This is a genomic window from Neobittarella massiliensis (ex Bilen et al. 2018), assembly GCF_014269355.1.
Classification (GTDB): domain Bacteria; phylum Bacillota; class Clostridia; order Oscillospirales; family Ruminococcaceae; genus Neobittarella; species Neobittarella massiliensis.
In genome coordinates, this window is sequence record NZ_JACOGI010000001.1 from 1,737,193 (window position 1) to 1,759,357 (window position 22,165).

At 54.4% G+C, this 22,165-nt stretch carries 18 protein-coding genes; 6 read left to right on the top strand and 12 right to left on the bottom strand.

Annotated features, from left to right (window positions below):
* Positions 1–881: 881 nt before the first annotated feature.
* The 9 genes from rbsD to H8K20_RS07920 all read right to left on the bottom strand — a co-directional run bounded on the left by rbsD (position 882) and on the right by H8K20_RS07920 (position 13,573).
* On the bottom strand, positions 882–1,310 hold the full coding sequence (gene rbsD / locus H8K20_RS07880; protein WP_186488012.1) for a D-ribose pyranase: 429 nt from the start codon (positions 1,308–1,310) through the stop codon (positions 882–884).
* Positions 1,311–1,479: 169 nt separating this feature from the next.
* Entirely contained in the window at positions 1,480–2,409 is a 930-nt protein-coding gene (locus tag H8K20_RS07885) for an ABC transporter permease (RefSeq protein WP_105204777.1), read from the bottom strand.
* A complete protein-coding gene (locus H8K20_RS07890; RefSeq protein ID WP_105204778.1) occupies positions 2,410–3,489 on the bottom strand; it encodes an ABC transporter permease in 1,080 nt (359 codons plus the stop codon).
* On the bottom strand, positions 3,482–5,023 hold the full coding sequence (locus H8K20_RS07895) for an ABC transporter ATP-binding protein (RefSeq protein ID WP_341480832.1): 1,542 nt from the start codon (positions 5,021–5,023) through the stop codon (positions 3,482–3,484). Before H8K20_RS07895 ends, H8K20_RS07890 begins: the two co-directional genes overlap by 8 nt.
* A 1,537-nt stretch (positions 5,024–6,560) precedes the next feature.
* Positions 6,561–7,649, bottom strand: coding sequence for a BMP family lipoprotein (locus H8K20_RS07900; protein WP_105204781.1), 1,089 nt, complete (start codon positions 7,647–7,649; stop codon positions 6,561–6,563).
* A gap of 420 nt (positions 7,650–8,069) precedes the next feature.
* Complete coding sequence (locus H8K20_RS07905; protein ID WP_186488013.1) at positions 8,070–9,146, bottom strand: BMP family lipoprotein; 1,077 nt, start codon at positions 9,144–9,146, stop codon at positions 8,070–8,072.
* Positions 9,147–9,597: 451 nt separating this feature from the next.
* Positions 9,598–10,686: a BMP family lipoprotein gene (locus H8K20_RS07910; protein WP_186488014.1), complete on the bottom strand. Its 1,089-nt coding sequence runs from the start codon at positions 10,684–10,686 to the stop codon at positions 9,598–9,600.
* Between the two features lie 516 nt (positions 10,687–11,202).
* Positions 11,203–12,291: a BMP family lipoprotein gene (locus H8K20_RS07915; RefSeq protein ID WP_186488015.1), complete on the bottom strand. Its 1,089-nt coding sequence runs from the start codon at positions 12,289–12,291 to the stop codon at positions 11,203–11,205.
* A gap of 403 nt (positions 12,292–12,694) precedes the next feature.
* Positions 12,695–13,573, bottom strand: a complete 879-nt coding sequence (locus H8K20_RS07920; RefSeq protein WP_105204786.1) for a DegV family protein — start codon at positions 13,571–13,573, stop codon at positions 12,695–12,697.
* Between the two features lie 332 nt (positions 13,574–13,905).
* Here H8K20_RS07920 and H8K20_RS07925 point away from each other — a divergent pair, with 332 nt between their 5' ends.
* From H8K20_RS07925 to H8K20_RS07940, 4 genes are all read left to right on the top strand, one after another.
* On the top strand, positions 13,906–15,456 hold the full coding sequence (locus H8K20_RS07925) for a Na+/H+ antiporter NhaC family protein (protein ID WP_105204787.1): 1,551 nt from the start codon (positions 13,906–13,908) through the stop codon (positions 15,454–15,456).
* A 189-nt stretch (positions 15,457–15,645) separates the two neighbouring features.
* A complete protein-coding gene (locus H8K20_RS07930; RefSeq protein ID WP_186488016.1) occupies positions 15,646–15,900 on the top strand; it encodes a hypothetical protein in 255 nt (84 codons plus the stop codon).
* A gap of 71 nt (positions 15,901–15,971) precedes the next feature.
* Entirely contained in the window at positions 15,972–16,484 is a 513-nt protein-coding gene (locus H8K20_RS07935) for a P-loop nucleotide/nucleoside kinase family protein (RefSeq protein ID WP_186488017.1), read from the top strand.
* Positions 16,485–16,801: 317 nt separating this feature from the next.
* A complete protein-coding gene (locus H8K20_RS07940) occupies positions 16,802–17,227 on the top strand; it encodes a VOC family protein (RefSeq protein WP_105204790.1) in 426 nt (141 codons plus the stop codon).
* A 458-nt stretch (positions 17,228–17,685) separates the two neighbouring features.
* Here H8K20_RS07940 and H8K20_RS07945 read toward each other — a convergent pair whose 3' ends face one another.
* Positions 17,686–18,522 (bottom strand): endonuclease/exonuclease/phosphatase family protein, encoded by an 837-nt coding sequence (locus H8K20_RS07945; RefSeq protein WP_154867420.1) that lies wholly within the window; start codon positions 18,520–18,522, stop codon positions 17,686–17,688.
* Between the two features lie 358 nt (positions 18,523–18,880).
* Between H8K20_RS07945 and H8K20_RS07950 the strand changes: the two genes are divergently transcribed.
* Complete coding sequence (locus H8K20_RS07950) at positions 18,881–19,309, top strand: Hsp20/alpha crystallin family protein (protein ID WP_105204792.1); 429 nt, start codon at positions 18,881–18,883, stop codon at positions 19,307–19,309.
* Positions 19,310–19,679: 370 nt separating this feature from the next.
* Here the strand turns inward: H8K20_RS07950 and H8K20_RS07955 are convergent, their stop codons facing one another.
* The gene (locus H8K20_RS07955; RefSeq protein ID WP_243562629.1) at positions 19,680–20,231 is read right to left on the bottom strand and encodes a Gx transporter family protein; all 552 of its coding nucleotides are present in this window, start codon (positions 20,229–20,231) and stop codon (positions 19,680–19,682) included.
* A gap of 40 nt (positions 20,232–20,271) precedes the next feature.
* Positions 20,272–21,333 (bottom strand): FAD:protein FMN transferase, encoded by a 1,062-nt coding sequence (locus H8K20_RS07960; RefSeq protein ID WP_186488018.1) that lies wholly within the window; start codon positions 21,331–21,333, stop codon positions 20,272–20,274.
* Positions 21,334–21,636: 303 nt separating this feature from the next.
* Between H8K20_RS07960 and H8K20_RS07965 the strand changes: the two genes are divergently transcribed.
* Positions 21,637–22,074, top strand: coding sequence for an FMN-binding protein (locus H8K20_RS07965; protein ID WP_164998187.1), 438 nt, complete (start codon positions 21,637–21,639; stop codon positions 22,072–22,074).
* The last annotated feature ends 91 nt before the right edge of the window (positions 22,075–22,165 follow it).

A 22,165-nucleotide genomic window follows, 5' to 3' on the forward strand; every position in this document is an offset into this window, starting at 1 on the left:
TCTACCTCTGTTGGTGAAAGTCTGGGTATATGCCTTTAGAAGTATGCAGCAGACAAATACCGGGCGACCATGACTGCCTGCAAAATATTTAAACAATACTCCTCTCTAGCCATTCTGCGGCGTATCACTATAGAAAAGAAGTTTCCTCCCATATTTTCATGGGCTGTTTTGCCCCAATATCGCCCAACCAGGCCTACCTAAACAGGGCAAGCAACCGGCAGCCAAACGATCGTACTTTTATCCTTCTTTTTATAAAATGCGGCCTATTCTGTAGAAAATGAAATACTGTTACTCTGCCATCACCGGGCTGATAGATCCCTTATCCAGCAAGAGATCTCGATCATTTAATACAGGGGGCACGGTCATTTTGTCCAACCTCTTAGCTTTTTCATACAAATACACATTACCACCACCTACCATCCCATCAAAAAATCACCCGATCTCTCCCCTGTTCTTTCCACCGCCCATCTGCCCTACTGCTCATCTGCCCATCGGTCTCTGTATAGCGATTTTAGAGCCGTTCCTCTATTTTTCCAAGTAAGTACCCACTTTCAATTTATACTAAAGTGAACTATCAATGTTCGGATCGAGCAGAGCATTTGGCTCCATACAGATAGAAGTTCTCCGTACTGTTCCAGACTTGTCCTTCGCAAAACACGGCTATCATACACATCGCAATTTCACGTGTGGCCATATTGTATCCTTATTACTTTATCGGCATTACTCCGGTTACCTCATGACATCGTCACATCGTCTGCCAGCTAAATTGGGCCTGCTATCTTAAAAAAGTCCTGATCAAAAAGAGGCCAGCATATTGCCGGCCTCTTAAAACAGTTGTCTTTAGTTACTATAATATACGGCCGCTGCCAGTCAAAGCGCTATCACGTGCACTCCCGGGTAAAGCGCGAACTCGATCCCGCATAGAGCAGTACATTGCTATAAGCATGGAAATCACCAGTACGGATGATCCCCTTACAACTGCTCAACTTTCGCTTGAGATCTTCATGGTTGATGATCTCCCGTTCAGGTGCCCCCAGCGACTTCTGTAACAAGTCAGTCGTCTGTCGATAGATCGACGGGTTCGCCCGCTCCAACTCTGCCGCCAACAGGTAACGCTCGCAGAGAAAATACTGCAGCACTTCTTCTAAAACATCGGTCATGGTCGGCATATTTACCTTCAGTGAAACATCTACTACCGGAACACCAACAGGCAGTGGCAGGCCCGCATCAGCAATAGCGATACAGTCCGTGTGCCCCAGCGACACCAAAAGGTCACTCATGGGCCGATTGATCAAACCAGTCTCTAACATCTTTTTCTCCTCTTCTTCTAATTCACTCAGCCGCCTCAGCTGCCTCAACTGCTACAGATCACTTTGATCAGGCAAAGTATTTTTCACCTTCCTCCATCAAGACCTGCAATTTTTCCGGCCAAAACAAAAGGATAGCCCGCAGGCTATCCTTTTGCCGTATGCCAGAAAACTAGTTGTTAGCTTTCAGTTTTTTGATCTTGGACTCACGACGGATGGCATACAGCACCAAGCCGACCAGAGTCACAAAGTAGGGGATCATCAGCACGATCTGAGGGGGAACTTTCATAACCTGCAGCACGTTGCCCAGCTGCTCGGAAGCACCGAAGAGCAGAGCTGCCAGCATCGTACCAACAGGAGTCGAGTTACCGAGGTTCATAGCTGCCAGAGCGATAAAGCCACGACCAGCAGTCATATCTCTCTGGAACCAAGATACGTAGTACATAGACAGGAACGAGCCACCCAGAGCAGCGAAGAAACCACAGATCAGCAGCGAAGCAGTCTTGATGGTCTTTACGTTGATACCCACAGACTCAGCAGCGTCGGGGTTCTCGCCGACAGCGCGGATACGCAGGCCGATCGCAGTTCTGTAGATCAGATACGAGGCGATGAATACGCACAGGAAAGCGAAGTAGGTCATTACACTGTGGCCGGAGAGCAGTTTGCCCACAACCGGAATATCCTTAATAAAGGGGATGTTCAGTTTGGGTATCTTGCCACTCTTCAGAGCAGTGGAAGTACCTTTCTCACCGGTGACGATGAACAGTACGAAAATGGTAGCACCAGTTACGAACAAGTTCAAAGCAGTACCGGCCAGTACCAGGTTGGATTTCAGGTAGATACCGACATAAGCCAGTACAGCGGCAATGATCATACCGATCAGGATAGCCGACAAGATACCGACAAACACACTGCCGGTCCAGGCAGAACCCAGAACACCACCGAGAGCAGCCGCCAGCATAACACCTTCCAAGTTCAGGTTCAGAACGCCGGCTCTATCAGTAAAGATAGCGCCCAAGGCAGCCAGCAGAATAGGGGTGGTCAGCTTCAGGGTAGATACAAAGAAGGATGTGCTAAAGATTGCAGAAAAAACTCTTTCCATTTATTTCGCAGCCTCCTTTGCAATTTCTTGTTTCTGTGCGTTCTTAACGATGAGTTTATGTTTCCATTTGGCCAGGAACATCTCAGCTGCGACCAGCATGATGACAACACCTTGCAGAATGTTTACGAACTCAACGGGAACGTCAGTGATACGAGACATGATGTCAGCGCCAGTTCTTATGTAAGCCAGGAACAGCGCGGCAAACGGAACGAACAGAGGATTGTACTTCGCCAAGATACCGACCATCAGGCCGTCATTGCCGTAGGACGGAGGAGCCTCCCAGGTGTAGCGCTGGAACAGGCCCATGATCTCGACACCACCGCCGATACCGCCGATCAGACCACCGATGACCTGAGAGTAAATCATAACGGAAGCAACAGCGATACCAGAGTAACGGGCGAACTCCTGGTTCTGGCCAACTACACGAATAGCGTAGCCCCATTTGGTCTTGTACAGGAAGATGTAGCCGAAGATGACAGCGGCGATACACACAAACAGACCAGTATGGATACGAGTACCGGTAACGATCTTGGTCAGGCGAGCGCTCTCTTTAAATTTGTAAGAGCAGTTGAAGCCTGCAGTAGGATCTTTGTAAACGTTGAGCAGGAACCACAAGGTAAACTGCATGATGATGTAGTTTATCATGATCGAGGAAACGACCTCAGATGCCTGCCATTTCACCTTCATGATGGCGGGGATAGCCGCCAGGACCATACCGACGATACCAGCCATTAAAATGACGAACGCCGAATGCAGGCCTTTGGGCAGGGTCACATAGATCGCGAACCACGAACCGATACAGGCGCCAGCATAAATGGTGGATTGGGTGATCATGCTGAACTGGTTGGCCGAGTACATGATAGAAACGGCGACACCAGCAAAAGTCAGAGGAATGGTCAGCTCGATAACGTTGCCCATACGGCGCAGGTTACTCAGAGGACCAAGTGCGAATGTCTGCAGAGCCTCTGCAGGATCATCGCTCACGATGGCTACCAGAGCAAAAGACAGCACCAGCGAAATCAAGATAGCAATGGCGGTCTTCATAGCATCGAAGCGTTTTTCAATAGTTTTGCTACTCATATGCTACCCTCCCGATTTCCTCGTCGGACATTCTCTTGATGCCCAGCATGTACTCGCCGAGCACAAAATCGGTCACCTGAGAGGCGTCCTCGAAGTATGCGACGATCTCGCCCTCGTACATGACGATCAAGCTGTCACTGAGCTCCAGCGCCTCGTTGAGGTCAGCGGTGATCAGCAGCACAGCAGCACCCTCATCACGCAGCTCGACGAGTTTTCTTCTGATGAACTCGGTGGCGCCAACGTCGATACCGCGGGTGGGCTGGTTGGCAATTACCAGGTTGGGATGACTAGAGAACTCTCTGGCCACAACGACTTTCTGCATGTTACCACCAGACAGCATTCTGACCGGCTGCGTTCTGTCATCACATTTTACCAGGAAATCCTTGATGTTCTGATCAACATCGGCATCCAGTTTCTTGTTGTTGAGGAAGATGCCCTTATTGTTCTCTTTTTTGTAATATCTGTCAGAGATGATGTTCTCTTTCACCGAGGAGTTCTCCGAGCAGCCGTAGGTCATGCGGTCCTCAGAGATGTGGGACACGCCCAGCTCACGGATCTGCCGCACGCTCATACCACGGATGTCAGTGCCGCAAACGGTGATATCACCATTTCTGTGGGGGATCAGGCCGGTAACGATCTCCGAGATCTCGCGCTGGCCGTTGCCCTCAACGCCGGCAATACCGACGATCTCACCGCGGCGAATGCTGGCCGAGAACTGCTTGACGATAGGACGGCCCTCATCGTTGTTGTACTTCAGATCACGGATCTTCAGCACGACTTCTTTGGGCTGAGCCGGCGTCTTGTCGATCTTCAGCATAACGTCACGACCGACCATCATTCTGGAGATATCCTGTACGGTCACGTCTTTGATCTCGCCGCCGCCGACAGATTTGCCCAGGCGCAGAACGGTAAACCGATCGCACAGGGACTTGACCTCATCCAGATGGTGAGAGATAAAGATGATGGTGTGACCCATCTCTTTGAGGTTCTTCAGCTCAACGAACAGCTCTTCTGTCTCCTGCGGAGTCAAAACAGCGGTGGGCTCGTCGAGGATCAGGATCTCAGCGCCGCGCAGCAGTGCTTTCAGGATCTCGACCTTCTGTTTCTGGCCGACCGGCAGGTCTTCCACTTTTGCTCTGGGATCAACGATGAGGTTGTATTTTTTCGATACTTCCTCGGCCATCTGGATGGCCTTGTTGATGTTCATGGGACCGAACTTGCCGCCCTTAGAAGGCTCCATGCCCAGTACCAAGTTTTCCGCAACAGTCAGGGAGGGGCAGAGCATAAAGTGCTGCCAAACCATGCCGATGCCGTGTTTGATCGCCTCGATGGAGTTTGCGAATTTTACTTCCTCACCCCGCAGAACGATCCTGCCCTCTTCAGCGCTCTCGTGACCGAAGAGAACCTTCATAAGGGTAGATTTACCCGCGCCGTTTTCGCCGCACAGCGCGTGTATCTCGCCCTTACGAACGGATAATGTTACGTCTTTGTTCGCCACGAAGCCGTTGGCGTACACCTTCGTAATGTTATCCATTAGTAGAATTTCTTCTGGCATACAATCACCTCGTACTTTACTGTTGTGCAGCTAACTTAAAAAAGGCAGCTGCCTTCAGCATAATTTTGTGATGCTTTAGACCCCGTTAAAAGATCTAAAAATCAGTACCGAGAGAAACCATGTTGCCACACTATAACGACGTGCGACGAACCGATACCAATTTCACTACCATAAATTTTACCTAACTCCATACTAAATGTAAACAGAAAATGAAGAAGTCCTACCTATTGCTCATATCACACTTTGGGTTTTTATGCAACCTGACAACTTTTTGAGTATATGCTAAATAGAAAACCGAATTTTACCTGCCAAAAAGGCCATTTTCATGTCGTTTTTTGCCGGACTCATCGGCATATTGCCCAAAGCGGCCTATTTGGGGGATATAGTGAGTAAGCGGTCTTTTCTATACAATTCGTATTTTTGGCTAAACCAGTTCCCGCTCCTTTGGTACCATTGGCAGCCGTGGCCCCGTATAAAAAGCGCCCGGCAGGCAGTCTCCCCATATACGGTATACTTGCTCATCTCCAAGTAAACCCTTCTTTTCCAGTACTTTCTCTGCGCATCTACGCATACCTGCTTCGCCAGATCGCCTTGTGCTCTCATCTCAAATAACTGCTGCTTTGCCGGTTCCCTCTATTTATATAGGAAAGATTATCCACTACACTTTTGTTTCCCACCCACACATATCTCTTTTTGGATCTGATACCACAAGATCCCTATTCTGAGCTCCCCCGTCATTATTTAACAGCTACTCATTCTCTTCTCTGTCATTTCCTGTATTTATCAATTGCAAATTAATAGATTTGGTAATACAGCCCTCAAAATCCACTTACTTTTACCTTTATATTTATATTTTTACAGCAGTAAACTCTTCCACTGGTCTTTTCAAGTCGCAAAAGCTCACCTTTTATACAGCACAGACTTTTTTATACACCAGTTTATCCAAAAGCACATGACCCCCATCTTTCTCCCCTTATCTTTACTTTCCCTAACCAAAATTGTGTCTTTTAATGGCCATATATCGTTCTCCATATATTCATAAATTAGAGGAGGAAATCATCTCGCGACTTAAAAGCGAAAAAGGGGTGTATTTTTCATCATTTAAACTGTTGTTACGTCCTGTTGCCTTATCCCCCATCTCCCAACTAATCCATGCTCGTTTTATCGCCCTGCCGTTTCTGACTCCATCCACACAGGAAACATGCCCCTACCGATCTATTTGATATACGTTCTGCATGCGTTCTGCGGAAAAGTCCCCCTCCTACATCGGTCGATTAGGTATCGGCTATTATTTATTTAACACAAATATCAGAAAGATATTTCTCGGTTTTGCACATAGGGCATACAGCTGATATCCTCTGATGTATTGGTGTAAAATTTTGAAAACACGCGATCTTATAACAATATATCGTATTCTATCGGTAAATAATACACCTGTACAAAAAAGAGTTATCCATCCTAAAACACAAAAAAAGGCAGACCCAAAAGGTCTGCCTTTTTTATTTAGTTTAGTAAATTAGGCTTTAACGCCGTCACGCAGAGCGTTGTACACGTCGGTAGCCATACCATACATAGTATCGATCTTGATCTCACCAGCGGTGATCTTCGCCTCGACATCGTCCATGTAGGTCTGTACGTCAGCGGGAACGTTCTCTTTGTAGAAGTCGTTCTCCGACAGAACGGTTACGCCCTCAGCAACGCCCCATTTCTCCAGGGTGCCGTAAGCCAGCTCGCCAGAGAAAGTCTTGTTAATAGCGGATTTGATAGCAACGTCACATTTCTTCTCCATGGAAGTCAGGATAACGTCAGCCAGATCCGGATCGGTCTCGAGGAAGTAATCGCGCTGGTCGGCGTCAACACCGATAGCCCATTTCTTGCCGTTCTCCTGGCAAGCCTGGAACAGGCCCAGACCGGCAGAACCAGCCACCTGATGCAGCACGTCGGCGTTGCTGGTGTTGATCTGTACGCCAGACAGCTCTTTGGCTTTCGCCGAGTCAGTCCAGTTACCGATGAAAGCGATCGCCACTTTACCAGACTCGTTGGCGTATTTGGAACCCTGGATGTAACCTACCAGGAAGTCCTGGATAACAACGACCTCGCCGCCGCCGACAAAGCCGATGGTCCCGGTCTTAGACATCTTCTGAGCCAGCGCGCCGGCCAGGAAGTCGCCCTCGTTCTGCTTGAAGTTGATGCAGAAAGCATTGGACATCTTGTTGTCGTAATCAGGGTCGATATCAAACAGGATGAACCGTTTGTTCGGGTAATCCTCCCAGAATTTCTCCAGGATCTCGGCCATCTCACCACCGGAGGCAACTACGATATCGTAGGTGTCGGCAGCGTCGTTCAGGGTAGGCTCCATCTTCGATTTGGTGTCGGCGCCATACTCGATGACTTTCGATTTGATGTTGTTCTCCTCGGCGCCTTCCTGTACACCTTTCCAGGATACATCGTTGAAGGACTTGTCGCCGATGTTGCCGCAAACGAATGCGACACTGTTGTACTTACCGTCTTTGCCGTCGCCGCTGTCTTTGTCATCACCGCAGCCGGTCAGTGCGACCGACAGCAGCATGGCAGAAGCGAGCAACATTGCCATGAGTTTTTTCATGTGTGTTTTCTCCTTCTCTTTTCAAGATTGCCAGGATTGGCAAAATCAACAACTGGATTATAGCACTTGCGTAAATTTGCCGTCAACTGCTTGTCCCGAGATTTAACATTTTGCTGTAACCCAGCTCTATATTCTCGTGCACTTTGTATGTTATTTTTGTCACCCTCATTTTTTAATGCACAAAATTTATTTTCTTTTTTATGCATATAGACAAATAATTTTATACACCATAGCAAGTATTTACGAATTTGATTTTTATATTGCCATCTATTCTATCTCTTTTTTATAGCAATTCTTTCTAATGAAATCCAATGCAGCCCTATGCAAGTCATGTCCGTCTTAAATGAGCGCAAAAAGAGAGCGGACATAAAGTCCGCTCTCTTTAATGAATAGCTCGCTTGTAAGTACTTTACTAAAAGCTTAGGCTTTAACGCCGTCACGCAGAGCATTGTACACGTCGGTAGCCATACCATACATGGTGTCGATCTTGATCTCACCAGCGGTGATCTTCGCCTCGACATCATCGATGTAAGACTGTACGTCAGCGGGAACGTTCTCTTTGTAGAAGTCGTTCTCCGACAAAACGGTTACGCCCTCAGCAACGCCCCATTTTACCAAGGTGCCGTACTCGGCTTCACCTTTAAAGGTCTTGTTGATAGCGTCACGGATAGCAACGTCACACTTTTTCTCCATGGAAGTCAGGATAACGTCAGCCAGATCCGGATCGGTCTCGAGGAAGTAGTTGCGCTGGTCGGCGTCAACACCGATAGCCCATTTCTTGCCGTTCTCCTGGCAAGCCTGGAACAGGCCCAGACCGGCAGAACCAGCCACCTGATGCAGCACGTCGGCGTTGCTGGTGTTGATCTGTACGCCAGACAGCTCTTTGGCTTTCGCCGAGTCAGTCCAGTTACCGATGAAAGCGATCGCCACTTTACCAGACTCATTGGCGTACTTGGAACCCTGGATGTAACCTACCAGGAAGTCCTGGATAACAACGACCTCACCGCCGCCGACAAAGCCGATGGTCCCGGTCTTAGACATCTTCTGAGCCAGCGCGCCGGCCAGGAAGTCGCCCTCGTTCTGCTTGAAGTTGATGCAGAAAGCGTTGGACATCTTGTTGTCGTAATCGGGGTCGATATCAAACAGGATGAACCGTTTGTTCGGGTAATCCTCCCAGAATTTCTCCAGGATCTCAGCCATCTCACCGCCGGAGGCAACTACGATGTCGTAGGTGTCAGCAGCATCGTTCAGGGTAGGCTCCATCTTCGATTTGGTATCGGCGCCGTACTCGATGACTTTCGATTTGATGTTGTTGTCTTCGGCGCCTTCTTGCACGCCTTTCCAGGATACGTCACAGAAAGATTTGTCACCGATGTTGCCGCAGACATACGCGACACTGTTGTACTTGCCGTCTTTGCCGTCGCCGCCGTCTTTGTCGTCGCCGCAGCCGGTCAGCGCAACTGACAACAGCATAGACGAGGCAAGCAGCATTGCCATGAGTTTTTTCATTGGTATTCTCCTTCTCTCCTAAAATGCCAGGATTGGCAAATTTGATAAATGGATTATACCATCGCCGTTTTCAAGCCGTCAACACAAAAAAGACATATTCAACATATCGCATTAACAGGTTATTCGTTTTTTGTATATGTTGCAAATTGCTTTTTGCGATCTTGTTGTTCTAATCACTAAAACCGCACTGTATACCTATTCTTTTAGGAGACACTCTTGTGTCCATGCACCTGTCAGGCCCTCTTTTCAACATATTTTGCAGCATGTGCGCATTTACCGTGGGCCACAAATCGCTTTTCCCCACCATGTACCCCATCATATGTCACACCAGCACCGTTATAAAGTACCGGCGCTCGGCCTGCACAGCAAAAAAGAGGGCCGAGCCTTTATCGCTCGGTCCTCTTTATCAAAAGCTGTTTTTAAAGGGAAGATCCGTTCGTTACGGTTTTACCTTGTCGCGCAGCGCGTTGTAGGTCTCGGTGCTCATGCCGTAAGCCGAGCTGATCTCGATCTCTTCGTTGGTGATCTTGGTCTCCAGATCGTCGATGTAGCTCTGTACGTCGGCGGGAACGTTCTCCTTATAGAAGTCGTTCTCGGCCAGCACAGTTACCTGTTTGCCAACGCCCCATTTTTCCAGCGTGCCGTAGGACAGCTCGCCCGCATAGGTCTTGTTGATGGCCTCCAGCAGAGCGACGTTTACCCGTTTCTCCATAGAGGTCAGGATCACGTCAGCCAGATCCGGATCGGTCTCGAGGAAGAAGTCGCGCTGATCGGCATCCACGCCGATGGCCCACTTCTTGCCGTTTTCCAAGCAGGCCTGGAACATGCCCAGACCGGCGCCGCCGGCTACCTGGTGCAGAACGTCTGCATTGTTGACGGTGATCTGTACGTTGGCCAGCTCTTTGGCTTTCGGGGAGTCAGACCAGTTACCGATGTAAGAAACAGCCACTTTGGCGTTGGGGTTAGCGTAGACAGCACCCTCGATGTAGCCGACCATGAAGTCCTGAATAACCACCACTTCTGCGGCGCCTACATAACCGACTGTGCCGGTCTTAGACATTTTCGAGGCCAGCGCGCCGGCCAGGAAGTCGCCCTCGTTCTGCTTGAAGTTGATGCAGAACACGTTGGACATCTTGTTCTCGTACAGGGGGTCCACATCAAAGATGATGAACCGTTTGTCCGGGTAATCCTCCCAGAATTTTTCGACGATCTCAACCATCTCACCGCCGGAGGCGATGATCAGATCGTAGGTGTCCGTCGCGTCGACCATGGTGGGCTCCATCTTCGATTTGGTATCCTGGCCGTACTCGATACATTTTACCTTGCTGATATCGTTTACTTTAGCGCCTTCCTGCACGCCTTTCCAAGAGACATCGCAGAATGATTTGTCGCCCAGGTTCGAACACACGTAGACGATGCTGTTCAGCTTGCCTTCTTTGCCGCCACCATCCTTGTCATCGCCGCAGCCGGTCAGTGCGACCGACAACAGCATGGCCGAGGCCAGCAGCATTGCCATGAGTTTTTTCATTGTTGTTCTCCTCCCTATCAGCCCCACGGGGGGACTTGATTTGCGCCCATTCTAGCATTGCCCATTCGCCGGGTCAACGGCTGGGGGCTATCTTCTCTGTTTTCCAAAAATGGCCGCCATCCTTATTGTGCAATTACACCATAACTTCTTGTATTAAAAACGTTTCTATTTTATGTTTTGCTGCATTTCTTTCATGCAGAATGCTTTTTCCGATGGATTGACAGAAAAATTCAGGCAATTGACTATCCGCAAAAATGGCTGGGGAGCCCACTTGTCTAAGATAGAAAAAAGCAGTCTAACACCGGTCGTCTTACACAAAACGGTTTATTTTCCGCCCTAGGCCCGGCATGTCCCTTTACATATATGCACAAATCACACCGGCTAACAGCCACAAACGCCGGCTGCCGTGCGCACATTCTGCCGTCCTTTATAATATGAGACTGTGCTTTTTATAGCTCTGCGGGCAGAGCGCCGTCTTTAACAACGCCACTCTCCTCGGCGCCTCTCTCGCAGCATTCACGGCTTCACGCTGTTGCGCAGCGCGTTATAGGTCTCGGTATCCATCCCGTAAGCGGAGTCGATCTCGATCTTCCCCGCCGCCACCTTCTCTTCCAGGTCGTCTATATACGCCTGCACCTCGGCGGGCACATGCTCCTTATAAAAGTCGTTTTCGGCCAAAACGGTCACTTTCTTAGCCACGCCCCACTTTTCCAGCGTGCCATAAGCCAGTTTGCCCGCATAGGTCTTGTTGATGGCTTCGCGCACCGCCACGTTGGTCCGTTTCTCCATAGAGGTCAAGATCACATCAGCCAGCTCCGGATCGGTCTCTAAAAAATAGTTGCGCTGGTCGGCGTCCACACCGATAGCCCACTTCTTCCCATTTTCCAGGCAGGCCTGAAAGAGCCCCAGTCCGGCCGCACCGGCTACCTGGTGCAGCACATCGGCATTATTTACGTTTATCTGGATACCGGCCAGCTCCTTGGCCTTGGGCGAGTCCTGAGAGTTGCCGATATAGGAGACCGCCACCTTGGCGTTGGGGTCGGCGTACACGGCGCCGGCAATGTAGCCGACCATAAAGTCCTGTATGACCACCGCCTCCATCGAGCCCACATAGCCGATAGTTCCCGTTTTCGAGATCTTCTCGGCCAGCGCACCGGCCAGGAAGTCCCCCTCATTCTGGCGGAAGTTGATGCAGAACACGTTGGTCATCTTATTTTCATAGAGCGGGTCGATATCAAACATGATAAAGCGCTTTTGAGGGTAGTCCTCCCAGATCTTTTCTACGATCTCCAGCATCTCCCCGCCCGAGGAGACGATCAGGTCATAGGCGTCCGCCGCATCCACCATGGTAGGCTCCATCTTCGATTTGGTGTCGCGGCCAAATTCGATACACTTGACCGTGCCGATATCGTTGTCCTCGGCTCCATCCTGCACCCCTTTCCAGGAGACATCGCAAAACGACTTGTCCCCCAGGTTGGAGCAGACGTAGACGATACTGTTCCACTTGCTCTCACTGCCGCCACCGTCTTTGCCGTCCCCGCAACCGGTCAGCGCGAGCGACAGCAGCATCGACAGCACCGTACATGCCAAAACGATCCTTTTCATCATTACACCCCTTCTTTGCAAAATTTATATGTGTTTTGTATACCCAACCGCTCTATATCCATAATTATAAAATCAATTAAAAATTTTTAAAGTATCTATATCTATTTTTGTAATAACTGTTATTTTCAGATATCTGCATGTAGCCAATAAATACATAAACAAATTTCTGCATATTATCACAATTGTTACAAAACAGTTGCTTATTCAGCTGCTGTTTTGCACTGATCTTATTTTTTGGGGCGTCGGTAAATAGCAAGCAACCTCATAAACATATTGTAAAATACCTATATATAAAGCAGCTGCAACCTCTCCGTCCATACGGGCAGCAAAAAGCAAGAGGCCCGACACTGTCTTACACAGTGTCGGGCCTCTTGCCACTTTTTTCATTCGGCCTGCTGCCGGACTACTGGCGCTTATCCCCCATAAAGAAGATAGACATGGTCCCGGTACCGGTGTGGCTGCCGATGACCGCGCCGATATAGTTGATGTAGATCTCCTTTACACCAAAGCGGCGGCGGATCTCCGCGGCCATAGCCTGGGCGTCGTCCAGGCAGTCGGCGTGGCAGATATATACACAGTCGTTTTCCTCGGGGACAAACTTCTCGGCCATCGTATCCAACAGGTTCTTGATGCCCGCCTTGCGGCCGCGGGTCTTGCCCACCGGAATGAGCTTGCCCTCATCGAGCAGATGGATGATGGGCTTGATGCCCAGCATCGTACCCACGATGGCCGTGGTCTTCGAGACCCTGCCGCCCCGCTGCAGGTGGTGCAGGTCGTCGGCGATCACGATGTGGCACACCTTGAGCTTGTTTTTTTCCGTCCAGTCGGCGATCTCCTCCAGCGTCTTTCCCTCGTCTTGCAGGCGGCGCATGTGGTGGTACAAAAGCCCCTCCCCCAACGAGGCGCACAGCGAGTCGATGACCACGATCTTGCAGTCGGGGTACTCAGCCATCAGGTCGTCGGCCGCCACCACCATACTGCCGTAGGTACCGCTGAGACCAGAGGAAAAAGCCAGGTGCAGGATATCGTATCCCTCTTTGATCAGCGGCTCAAAAAAGTCGCGGGCGTCGCCGGGGTTCACCTGGGTGGTGGTGGGCATCGCCCCGTGGCGCAGCTGGTCGTAAAACCACTTGTAATCGCCGCCGTCGCCGGCATTCAGGTCGGGGTACAGCTTACCTTCCAGCTGAAACGACAGCGGGACCATGTGGATATCGTGCTCTTTGATGTAACCGGCGTCAAAGTCGGTGGTGGAGTCGGTGGTGATGAGAAACTTGCGGGGCATAGCTCTTCCTCCTCAGGGGGCGCCCCGCAGGCCGGCAAAGCCCTGTAAACAGGGGCCGCGGCAGCCAGTCGGTGCGCTTTCAATATTCTAGTTCATTTTAATATACAGGGCCGGCAAAAGCAAGCCAAACGGGCAGATGGGCTGGAAAATCATGGCCAGAGTCCCCAAGATCAGCCCAGAATGTGTAGATTCTGTTGTATTTTGGCGACAGGTATGCTAAATTTGTGTGTAGGAATAGAGTAAAGGCCTTAGCGGCCGTTTTTTGTGGGTGGGAACAGCGCCCGCGGCGCTGTTCCCTATTATTTTACCGCTTTTTTGCAGGGGGATATACAATGGAAAACTTTGGCATACTGTCACTGGTGCCGCCGCTCATCGCCATCGTGCTGGCTCTGGTGACCAAAGAGGTCATCTCTTCGCTCATTCTGGGCATCCTGTCCGGGCTGCTCATCTACACCCGCGGCAACCCCATCAGCGCCATGACCGAGATGTTCGAGATCATCACCGGCAAGCTGGGCGACAACGCCTATATGGTCATCTTTTTGTCGCTGCTGGGGGCGCTGGTGTGCGTGGTCACCATGTCCGGCGGCTCTCGCTCCTACGGCGACTGGGCCTCTAAAAAAATAAAGAACCGCACCGGGGCCATGCTGGCCACCAGCGGCCTGGGCGTGCTCATCTTTATCGACGACTACTTTAACTGCCTGACGGTGGGCACCGTCATGCGCCCCATCACCGACAAGCACCTCATCTCGCGGGCCAAGCTGGCCTATATCATCGACGCCACCGCCGCCCCCATCTGCGCCATCGCGCCGGTCTCCAGCTTTGCCGCCTACGCCATCTCGGTGCTGGCCGACACCGGCGCCACCCAAAACGGCATGGCCACCTTCCTGCAGTCCATCCCCTTTAACATGTACGCCATCCTCACCGTCATCATGCTGGTGGTGCTGGCCGTCACCAAGCTGGATTTCGGCCCCATGGCCAAATTCGAGGACGAGGCGCTGGAGGGCAAAGTCATCCCCGGCGCCGACCGGGGCGGCAAGAGCGGCGACGAGCTCAGCCAGGTCGAGGCCTCCGACCGCGGCACCATCTGGGACCTGCTGCTGCCCATCGCCTCACTCATCGTCTTTACCGTCACCGCCATGCTCATCACCGGTGGCCTGGGCAGCACGGTAGACGGTCAAAAGGTGGGCCTGCTCGAGGCGTTTGCCAACACCGACTCCAACCGCTCGCTCACCTACGGTGCCTTTGGCGCGCTGCTGGTGGCGCTGGTGCTGTATATCCCCCGCCGGCTGATGACCTTCTCCAAATTCTTTGAGGGGGTCACCACCGGCATCAAGTCGATGATCAGCGCCATCACCATCATGGTGCTGGCCTGGACCATCGGCAGCGTGTGCAGCGACTACCTGATGACCGGCAAATACGTGGGCGAGCTGGTGCGCAGCTCTCACTTCCCGCTGCAGATCTTCCCGGCCGTCATCTTTGCCGTGGCCGGGCTGCTGGCCTTTGCCACCGGCACCTCCTGGGGCACCTTCGCCATGCTCATCCCCATCTCGGTCGAGATCTCGCGCCACTCGGCGCCCCAGCTCATCCCCATCATCTTCGCCGCCATCCTGGCCGGCGCGGTGTACGGCGATCACTGCTCCCCCATCTCCGACACCACCATCCTCTCCTCGGCCGGCGCCGGCTGCAACCATATCGACCACGTCTCCAGCCAGCTGCCCTACGCCACCGTGGCGGCGGGATGCTGTTTCGTGGGCTATCTGGTGGCCGGTTTCACCACCAGCGCACTGCTGTCGCTGGCGGTCTCCATCGGCCTGCTCGTCCTCTGCTTAGTGCTGCTGCACCGCCGGTACGAGCACCGCATCCACCCGGCCGCCCACAACTGACCGGCCCGGCAAGTTGATACCCATGAAGGGGTGTGGTATAATCGCCTTGTGTGGTTTGCCACCCCTTTTTAGGTGCTCTTGCACACCGGCGGGTACCGGTCGCGGCGCGGCCGGGCCGCCGCCCATATCGTGGCCGGTCCCCGCCGGGCTAACTACTACCACCTTACGCAATCATTCAGGAGGCAGAACGTGAACAATCAGGCATTGGCAGAGACGTCTTACATCGTAGGGCAGTCGCTGGTATATTTTCTACTGGTCTTTTTGGCCGTCTACGCGGTGCGCAAGTTTTTCCAGCGCCGCACCATGAAAAAGATCGAGGCCCGCAAAAAGGCCGAGCGCGAAAAGATCGAGGCCGCCACCCCGCCCAAGGAAGAGCTGGAATTTACCGGCGACCTGCCCGCCACTCCCCCGGCAGACAGCCGCCCGGGCGACGGCGGGCAGTAAGCGCCGCCGCTCTCGCCTAAACTGCTCCCCGGCCGGCCCCGGGACTATATCTGTGCAGGAGGAGATATCGCATGGTCGTTTTTATCGCCGGGGGCACCCACACCGGCAAAACGCTGCTGGCCCAGCGTCTGCTCGAAAAATACGGGTTCCCCTACCTCTCGATCGACCACCTCAAAATGGGGCTCATCCGCAGCGGCCACACCGACCTGACCCCGCTCAGCAGCGACGAGGCGCTGACCGGCTATCTCTGGCCCATCGTGTGCGAGATGGCCAAGACCGCCATCGAGAACCGGCAGGATCTGGTCATCGAGGGCTGCTACATCCCCTTTACCTGGCGCGACGACTTCGACGCCTGGTATCTGCCCCACATCCAGTACCGCTGCCTGCTCTTCAGCGAAGACTATATCCGGCAGCACTACCGCCAGATCCTCTCCCACGCCAGCGATATCGAGTGGCGGCAGAGCGACAGCTGCGACCAGCAGGCGCTGCTGGCCGAAAACCGGAGCAATCTGGCCGCCTGTAAGCGGTACGGTTGCGACTATATCCGCATCGACGGCGACTATCAGGTCGATCTCGAACTCTAGTTTTCACCATATAGCCAAGAGCCGATACCACAAACGGTATCGGCTCTTTTTTTCGCCCCTTTTAGCACCTCCGGCGCCGCTCGGCGCCATCCCCGGTACTGGCACGCCCGCCGCGCTGCCCCATCCCCCGGCGCTCCTCCCCCCGGCGCCACCGGCAAACTGCCCGCCTTTCGCCGCCGCCCCAGCCGCCGCTGCCGCGCACACTCTACATGTCCGGCAGCGGTTTGACATTCCCGCCGCCAGCGCTTAGACTGTAAAAAACGCAGCCCTATAGGGCCGTCCGCCCCACACGGGCTTTTCACAGGAGGTATCTGATTATGAGCGATCAGCTGAAGATCAAAATGTACGCCTTTACCCTGGACTGTCAAGACCCCTGCGCCTTGGCCCGGTTCTACGCCTCCCTGCTCGGGTGGGAGATCGCCTATCACGACGGAGATTGGGCCATCGTGGGCCCGCCGGGCGCGGCGCAGGGGGCCTATCCCGGCATCACCTTTCAGCGCGAGCCGTCGTACACGCCGCCGGTCTGGCCGTCCGAGCCCGGCGCCCAGCAGCAGATGGCCCACCTCGACTTTGCCGTGAACGATCTGGATGGGGCTGTTGCCCATGCGCTCCAGTGCGGGGCGACGGTGGCCGCGGCGCAGTTTGACGACGGCTGGCGCGTCATGCTCGACCCTGCCGGGCACCCCTTTTGCCTGTGCCAGATGCGCGCGGTGATCGAGAGCCCCCAGTTCGGTCTGCGCTAAAAAGCGCCGCCGCTGACCGCGTCGGTGCCGCGCCTTATGCCCCCTGTCTCTCTGGCGCTGGCCGTGCCGATATATCTCCCACTGCACGCCCTCCTGGCCGCTCATCCCCAGTTACCGGCGCCAGGCGTCCGCTCTTTGTCGCGCGCTGCTCATTTGGTCGCCGCGTACAGCCCCGTCCGGGCCGGTCAACAGCCTCTCTATCACCGCCGGCCCCCACCAGCTGCCCGTCAGCTCGAGTTGGGGCAGCCGGATATTGCGTCTGCGGCCGCACCGGCCCGCCGCTGTGCTTCAGCGGTCGGGTCTGCATCGCCGCCTGTCCACAATCCCATACAGCGGCATATCTCCATGCCCGCGGGCCGGTCCACCGCCGGCGCCCGGCAGCACTCTATCTCCCCGCAGCAAAAAGCGCGCGGTCCGAACAAACTCGGGCCGCGCGCTCTTTTTTGCCTTTTGTCCCATCAGCTGGCGGCGGTGTCCGCCGGGGGCGCTTCGCCGGGCAGGCGCAGCGTGGTGAGAATGGGATAATGGTCCGACGGGTAGATACCGCGGATGCTGTACTTGTCCAGCGCCACATCGAGGATGTCAAATTCCTGGGTGACGAAGATGTAGTCAAAACGGGTCTTGTGCCGGTCTTTGCCCTTAAAGTAGTGAAAGGTGTTGACCCCCTGCCCGCTCTGGGCCAATGTCGAAAATACGTCGGTAAAGTGAAAATCGTAGCCGTGTCGGTTCTCGCGGATGAGCCGCACCGGCAAACTGTCGGGGGTGGCGTTCAGGTCCCCCATCAGGATGGTGGGCAGCGGGTCTATCTGCTGGTACTGCTGGATGCGCTGAAAGATCACGTTGACCCCCAACACCCGTGACATGGGCAGCAGATGGTCAAAATGGGTATTGAATACCCGCAGGCGCCGGTGACTCTGTTTAAAGTACACCTCAGCCACGGTGCACACCCGGGGAAAAATGGCAAAAGCGTACCGGCTACCCTGACTCTGGGGTTTTTTAGACAGCCAAAACGTATCGTGGAACAGCACATCGATATCCTGGTTCTTGACGATGATGTCCGCGTGCTCGTCCCCCAGGTCTTTTTTGCGGCCCCAGCCAAAAAAGCTGTAGTTGCCCAGCAGCTGCTGTATGTCCTCGCGCATCGAGGGCAGCAGCTCCTGCACGCCGATGATGCTGGCGCCGGAGTTGCGGATCACCTTGGCAGCCATCTTGCGCCGGTGCTCCCAGGTGCGGGGATTAAAGCGGCCGTCGCGCTTTAGGTTGAAGGTGGCCACTTTCACGATCTGTTCCTGCATGGTCTTCACCTGCCTCCGGCGGCTTTTGCCGCCGCGTATTGGGGCGCCCACACCGGCGCCCCTCTATGTTTAGTATAGCACAACAAGCACCGATGGTTGATAGCAAAAGCGACGAAAAATACGCGCTTTCTCTGGGCACCAATTCCCCCATATCCACAATTTTAGCACTCTATATCAAAGAGTGCTAAAATTCAAAAAGCGTTCACAAAAATATAAAAGATCGGTAAAACACACCGGATAAACTGTAGACAGAAACAAAAAAGGAAGCGATGCACATGCAGACGAATAGCGACTAGAGCACCAAACTACACACACGAAACCCCATCCCCAAGTATTACACGAAAGAGAGGTACCTACTATGTCCGCACTGATCCCGTTTGGCAGAAATGAACACAATCTGTTTTCCTATCTCGACGATATGGAGAAGAGCCTATTTGGCGATATGGGCGCCGGCTTCGGCCAGTTCCGCACCGATATCGTAGATCGGGGCGACCACTACCTGCTGCAGGCCGAGTTGCCCGGTTTTGACAAAAAAGACCTGCACATCGATATCCAGGGCGACGAGCTGTGTATCAGCGCCACCCACGACGAAAAGAGCGAGGAAAAAGACGACCAGGGCCGCTTTGTCCGCCGGGAGCGCCGCTATGGCTCTTATCGCCGCAGCTTCGATATCAGCGATATCGACACCGCCGCCATCGACGCCAGCTATCAAAACGGCATCCTCGAGTTGAAGCTGCCTAAAAAGGCGCCGGTCGCCGATGTGCGCCACCAGATCGAGATCAAATGACCAGTTGCACCCCCCAGGGGGCGGCTGCCGCCAATTTGGGGCAGCCGCCCCTTTTTGGTGCCCGCCCAGTAAGTCCGTCTCCACTTCTGCCGGCCCCAAGGTGCGCCGGGTGCCGTCTCGGCGCGCTAACAGTGTGGTCCAACGCGCCCGGCGCTATACCGCAGCGCCCCGTCCGGTGCCTTTTATGCACACCGCTGCACCGACCGCGCGCAGCGGTGTGCGCCATCCCGCTTTTTCCGCTCCCTTCTCGCCGCTGCCCGTTCTTTTGGCCCGCCCGTTTATCTACATCCCAGCACCCGCAGTACCCGCAAAAAAGAGCGGAACCGCACCGGCCCGCCCGCAAAATATCTCCTCTGCCGCCAGTTTGCCGCTAGCGCCGCCGACCGGCTGGCGGCCCAAGGTCCTGCTGCAGCCGCCCAATGTGGGGCATCAGCACCTGCAGGGTCACACCGGTGATAAAGCCCATCACCAGCCCCGCCACCGCCAGCACCGGCAGGTAGTAAAAGGCGGCGGTGGTCTTTAAGATCAGCACCGACACACACAGCTGTCCCATGTTGTGAAAAAAGCCGCCGGTCAGCCCCATGGTGAGCATACTGCACCGCTTTTTGGTCAGCCGCCACACCAGCGCCATCACCAAAAGCGAGAGCACGCTCCCCCCCAGGCTCATGGCCGCCGCCACCGCGCCCCGGGTCAAAAAGGCAAACAGCCCCTTGAGCGCCGTCACCGTCAAGGCGGCCCTAAAGTCCAGCAGTACCAGGCAGTACATGGTCACGATGTTCGCCAGCCCCAGCTTCACCCCCGGCGGCATCATCGGCAGCGGCGGCACCAGCCCCTCTATAAACGACAGCAAAATGGCCAGCGCAAACAGCAGCCCCAAAAAGGCCACCCGCCGGGTCTTCTGCTGTATCTGTCGCGAAGTCACAGGTCCGCCTCCCCTCTGGTGATATTCGGCGGCGCCGCTACTACGGTGCCGCCAGCGTATAGTCGCTGCTGGTCAGGGCAAACTGGTCTTTTAGCGCCGGCGAGATATAGACGTTCTTCTCGCTGTCCACCAAAATAAGCGAGAACTCGCTGCGGTCCAAACAGTCGATGGCCGCCTGTGAGCCGGCCACAAAAAAGTAGGTGGATAAAAAGTCGGCCAGCGCCCCGTCCTCGGCCACCACCGTCACCGAGAGCAGGTCCTGCTGGGAGGGGTAGCCGGTGCGCGGGTCAAAGATGTGATGGTAGCGGATGCCCTGCTCCTCAAAATACCGCTCGTACCCGCCGGAGGTGGCCACCACCATTCCGTCGGCGTGCAGCGTCCCCAAGGTGTGCTGGCGGTCCTTTTCGGGGGTCGAGAGGCCAATATCATACGCCCCTCCGCCCGGCTTTTTACCGTAGGTGTAAATGTTGCCCCCAACCGAGAGCACCGCACCGCCCACCTGGTAGCGGCGGTATATCTCGCCCGCCACCCGGCAGGCGTACCCCTTGGCGATGGCCCCCAGGTCGATCATCTGCCCCGGCCGCCGCAGCATCACCGTCCGGGCCTCGGGGTCCAGGAGGATATCGCGGTAGTCCACCAGCTCCAGCGCCTGGCTCAGCTCCTGCTGTCCGGGCACGTGCGGCGTGTCGCCGGTCACGTTCCACAGCACCGACAGCGGCCCGGTGGTCACGTCAAACAGCCCGTCTGTCTGCGCGCAGTAGTCGTACGCGGTGGCGATCAGCTGGTACACCTGCTCCGGCACCGCCACCGGCGCCACCCCGGCGCTGCGGTTGATCTGGGCGATGGGCGAGTTCTCGCGGTACATCGAAAAGTCGTCCTCAAAGCCCGACAGGGCCGCCACCACCTCGTCGGCCGCCCGCTGGGCGTTTTTACCGTACACCGTCTGCGACACAAAGGTGTTCATCAAAAAGTCGCTGGTGGTGTGGGGGGTGGCGCGCCAGTCATCCCAATACGAGTAGATGCCCACCGCCGCCAGCGCCACCGCGATCAGCACCGCCACCGCTGCACTGCCGCGGCGGCGGGCGTGTTTTTCGTTGACCACCGGCACTCCCCCCTCCTCTGTCGCCCCGGTCTGTACCGGGCCAAAAAGCCGGGCATCCCGCGCCCGGCCTGTGAATACGCTCTATTTTAAAGAGTATGGGCGGCGCTGTCAACCGTATGCCGACGGTGGATACAACGAACATCGGTCTTAAAGTTTACCATTTTTGTACACTTTGCAGAAATTTTTCCAAATGCGTTGACAGTGCCGCTATGCACGTGTATAGTTAGGGCTACTCTAGGGAAGAATACCCGCAGAGTGTCCGGGCACATTTTGCCGGGCAGGTAAATTATGGAGGTATGCGAGATGAAAAAGTTTATGGCCATGGCAGTGGCGGCTTGCTGCGCGCTGCTGGTATTCGTGGGCTGCGGCTCGTCTTATAAAGACGGCGCCTACAAAGCCCAGTACAAAGACGCCGACGAGCACGGCTGGACCGAATTCGTCGAGGTCACCGTCAAAGACGGCAAAGTCAGCGACGTCACCTTCGACGCCAAAAACGCCGACGGCAAGCTAAAATCTCAAGACGCCGAGTACAAGAGCTATATGGAGGCCACCGGCACCTGGCCCGAGAAGTTCTACGGCGACATCGCCGAGCAGTACAAAGAGAAACAGTCGGCCGAGAAGATGGATGCCGTCGCCGGCGCCACCAACTCTTCCGACTCCTTCAAAGTGCTGATGACCGAGCTGGAAAAAAGCATGAAGGAAGGCAATACCGACACCATCACCGTCGAGGCGTCCAAGTAACACCTTTCTGCGCGATCGCGGTATCTTCTTCCCCCGTAAGAGAGCGGCTGCCGGCCGCTCTCTTTTTTTGCGCCCGGCGGCCCTCAGGCAG

Coding starts and splice junctions, on each gene's coding strand:
- rbsD (WP_186488012.1), bottom strand. CDS start 1,310: ATGTTAGAGACTGGTTTGATCAATCGGCCCATGAGTGACCTTTTGGTG.
- H8K20_RS07950 (WP_105204792.1), top strand. CDS start 18,881: ATGTCCGCACTGATCCCGTTTGGCAGAAATGAACACAATCTGTTTTCC.
- H8K20_RS07910 (WP_186488014.1), bottom strand. CDS start 10,686: ATGAAAAAACTCATGGCAATGCTGCTGGCCTCGGCCATGCTGTTGTCG.
- H8K20_RS07895 (WP_341480832.1), bottom strand. CDS start 5,023: ATGGATAACATTACGAAGGTGTACGCCAACGGCTTCGTGGCGAACAAA.
- H8K20_RS07935 (WP_186488017.1), top strand. CDS start 15,972: ATGGTCGTTTTTATCGCCGGGGGCACCCACACCGGCAAAACGCTGCTG.
- H8K20_RS07890 (WP_105204778.1), bottom strand. CDS start 3,489: ATGAGTAGCAAAACTATTGAAAAACGCTTCGATGCTATGAAGACCGCC.
- H8K20_RS07905 (WP_186488013.1), bottom strand. CDS start 9,146: ATGGCAATGCTGCTTGCCTCGTCTATGCTGTTGTCAGTTGCGCTGACC.
- H8K20_RS07920 (WP_105204786.1), bottom strand. CDS start 13,573: ATGCCCCGCAAGTTTCTCATCACCACCGACTCCACCACCGACTTTGAC.
- H8K20_RS07965 (WP_164998187.1), top strand. CDS start 21,637: ATGAAAAAGTTTATGGCCATGGCAGTGGCGGCTTGCTGCGCGCTGCTG.
- H8K20_RS07900 (WP_105204781.1), bottom strand. CDS start 7,649: ATGAAAAAACTCATGGCAATGTTGCTCGCTTCTGCCATGCTGCTGTCG.
- H8K20_RS07925 (WP_105204787.1), top strand. CDS start 13,906: ATGGAAAACTTTGGCATACTGTCACTGGTGCCGCCGCTCATCGCCATC.
- H8K20_RS07945 (WP_154867420.1), bottom strand. CDS start 18,522: ATGCAGGAACAGATCGTGAAAGTGGCCACCTTCAACCTAAAGCGCGAC.
- H8K20_RS07885 (WP_105204777.1), bottom strand. CDS start 2,409: ATGGAAAGAGTTTTTTCTGCAATCTTTAGCACATCCTTCTTTGTATCT.
- H8K20_RS07915 (WP_186488015.1), bottom strand. CDS start 12,291: ATGAAAAGGATCGTTTTGGCATGTACGGTGCTGTCGATGCTGCTGTCG.
- H8K20_RS07940 (WP_105204790.1), top strand. CDS start 16,802: ATGAGCGATCAGCTGAAGATCAAAATGTACGCCTTTACCCTGGACTGT.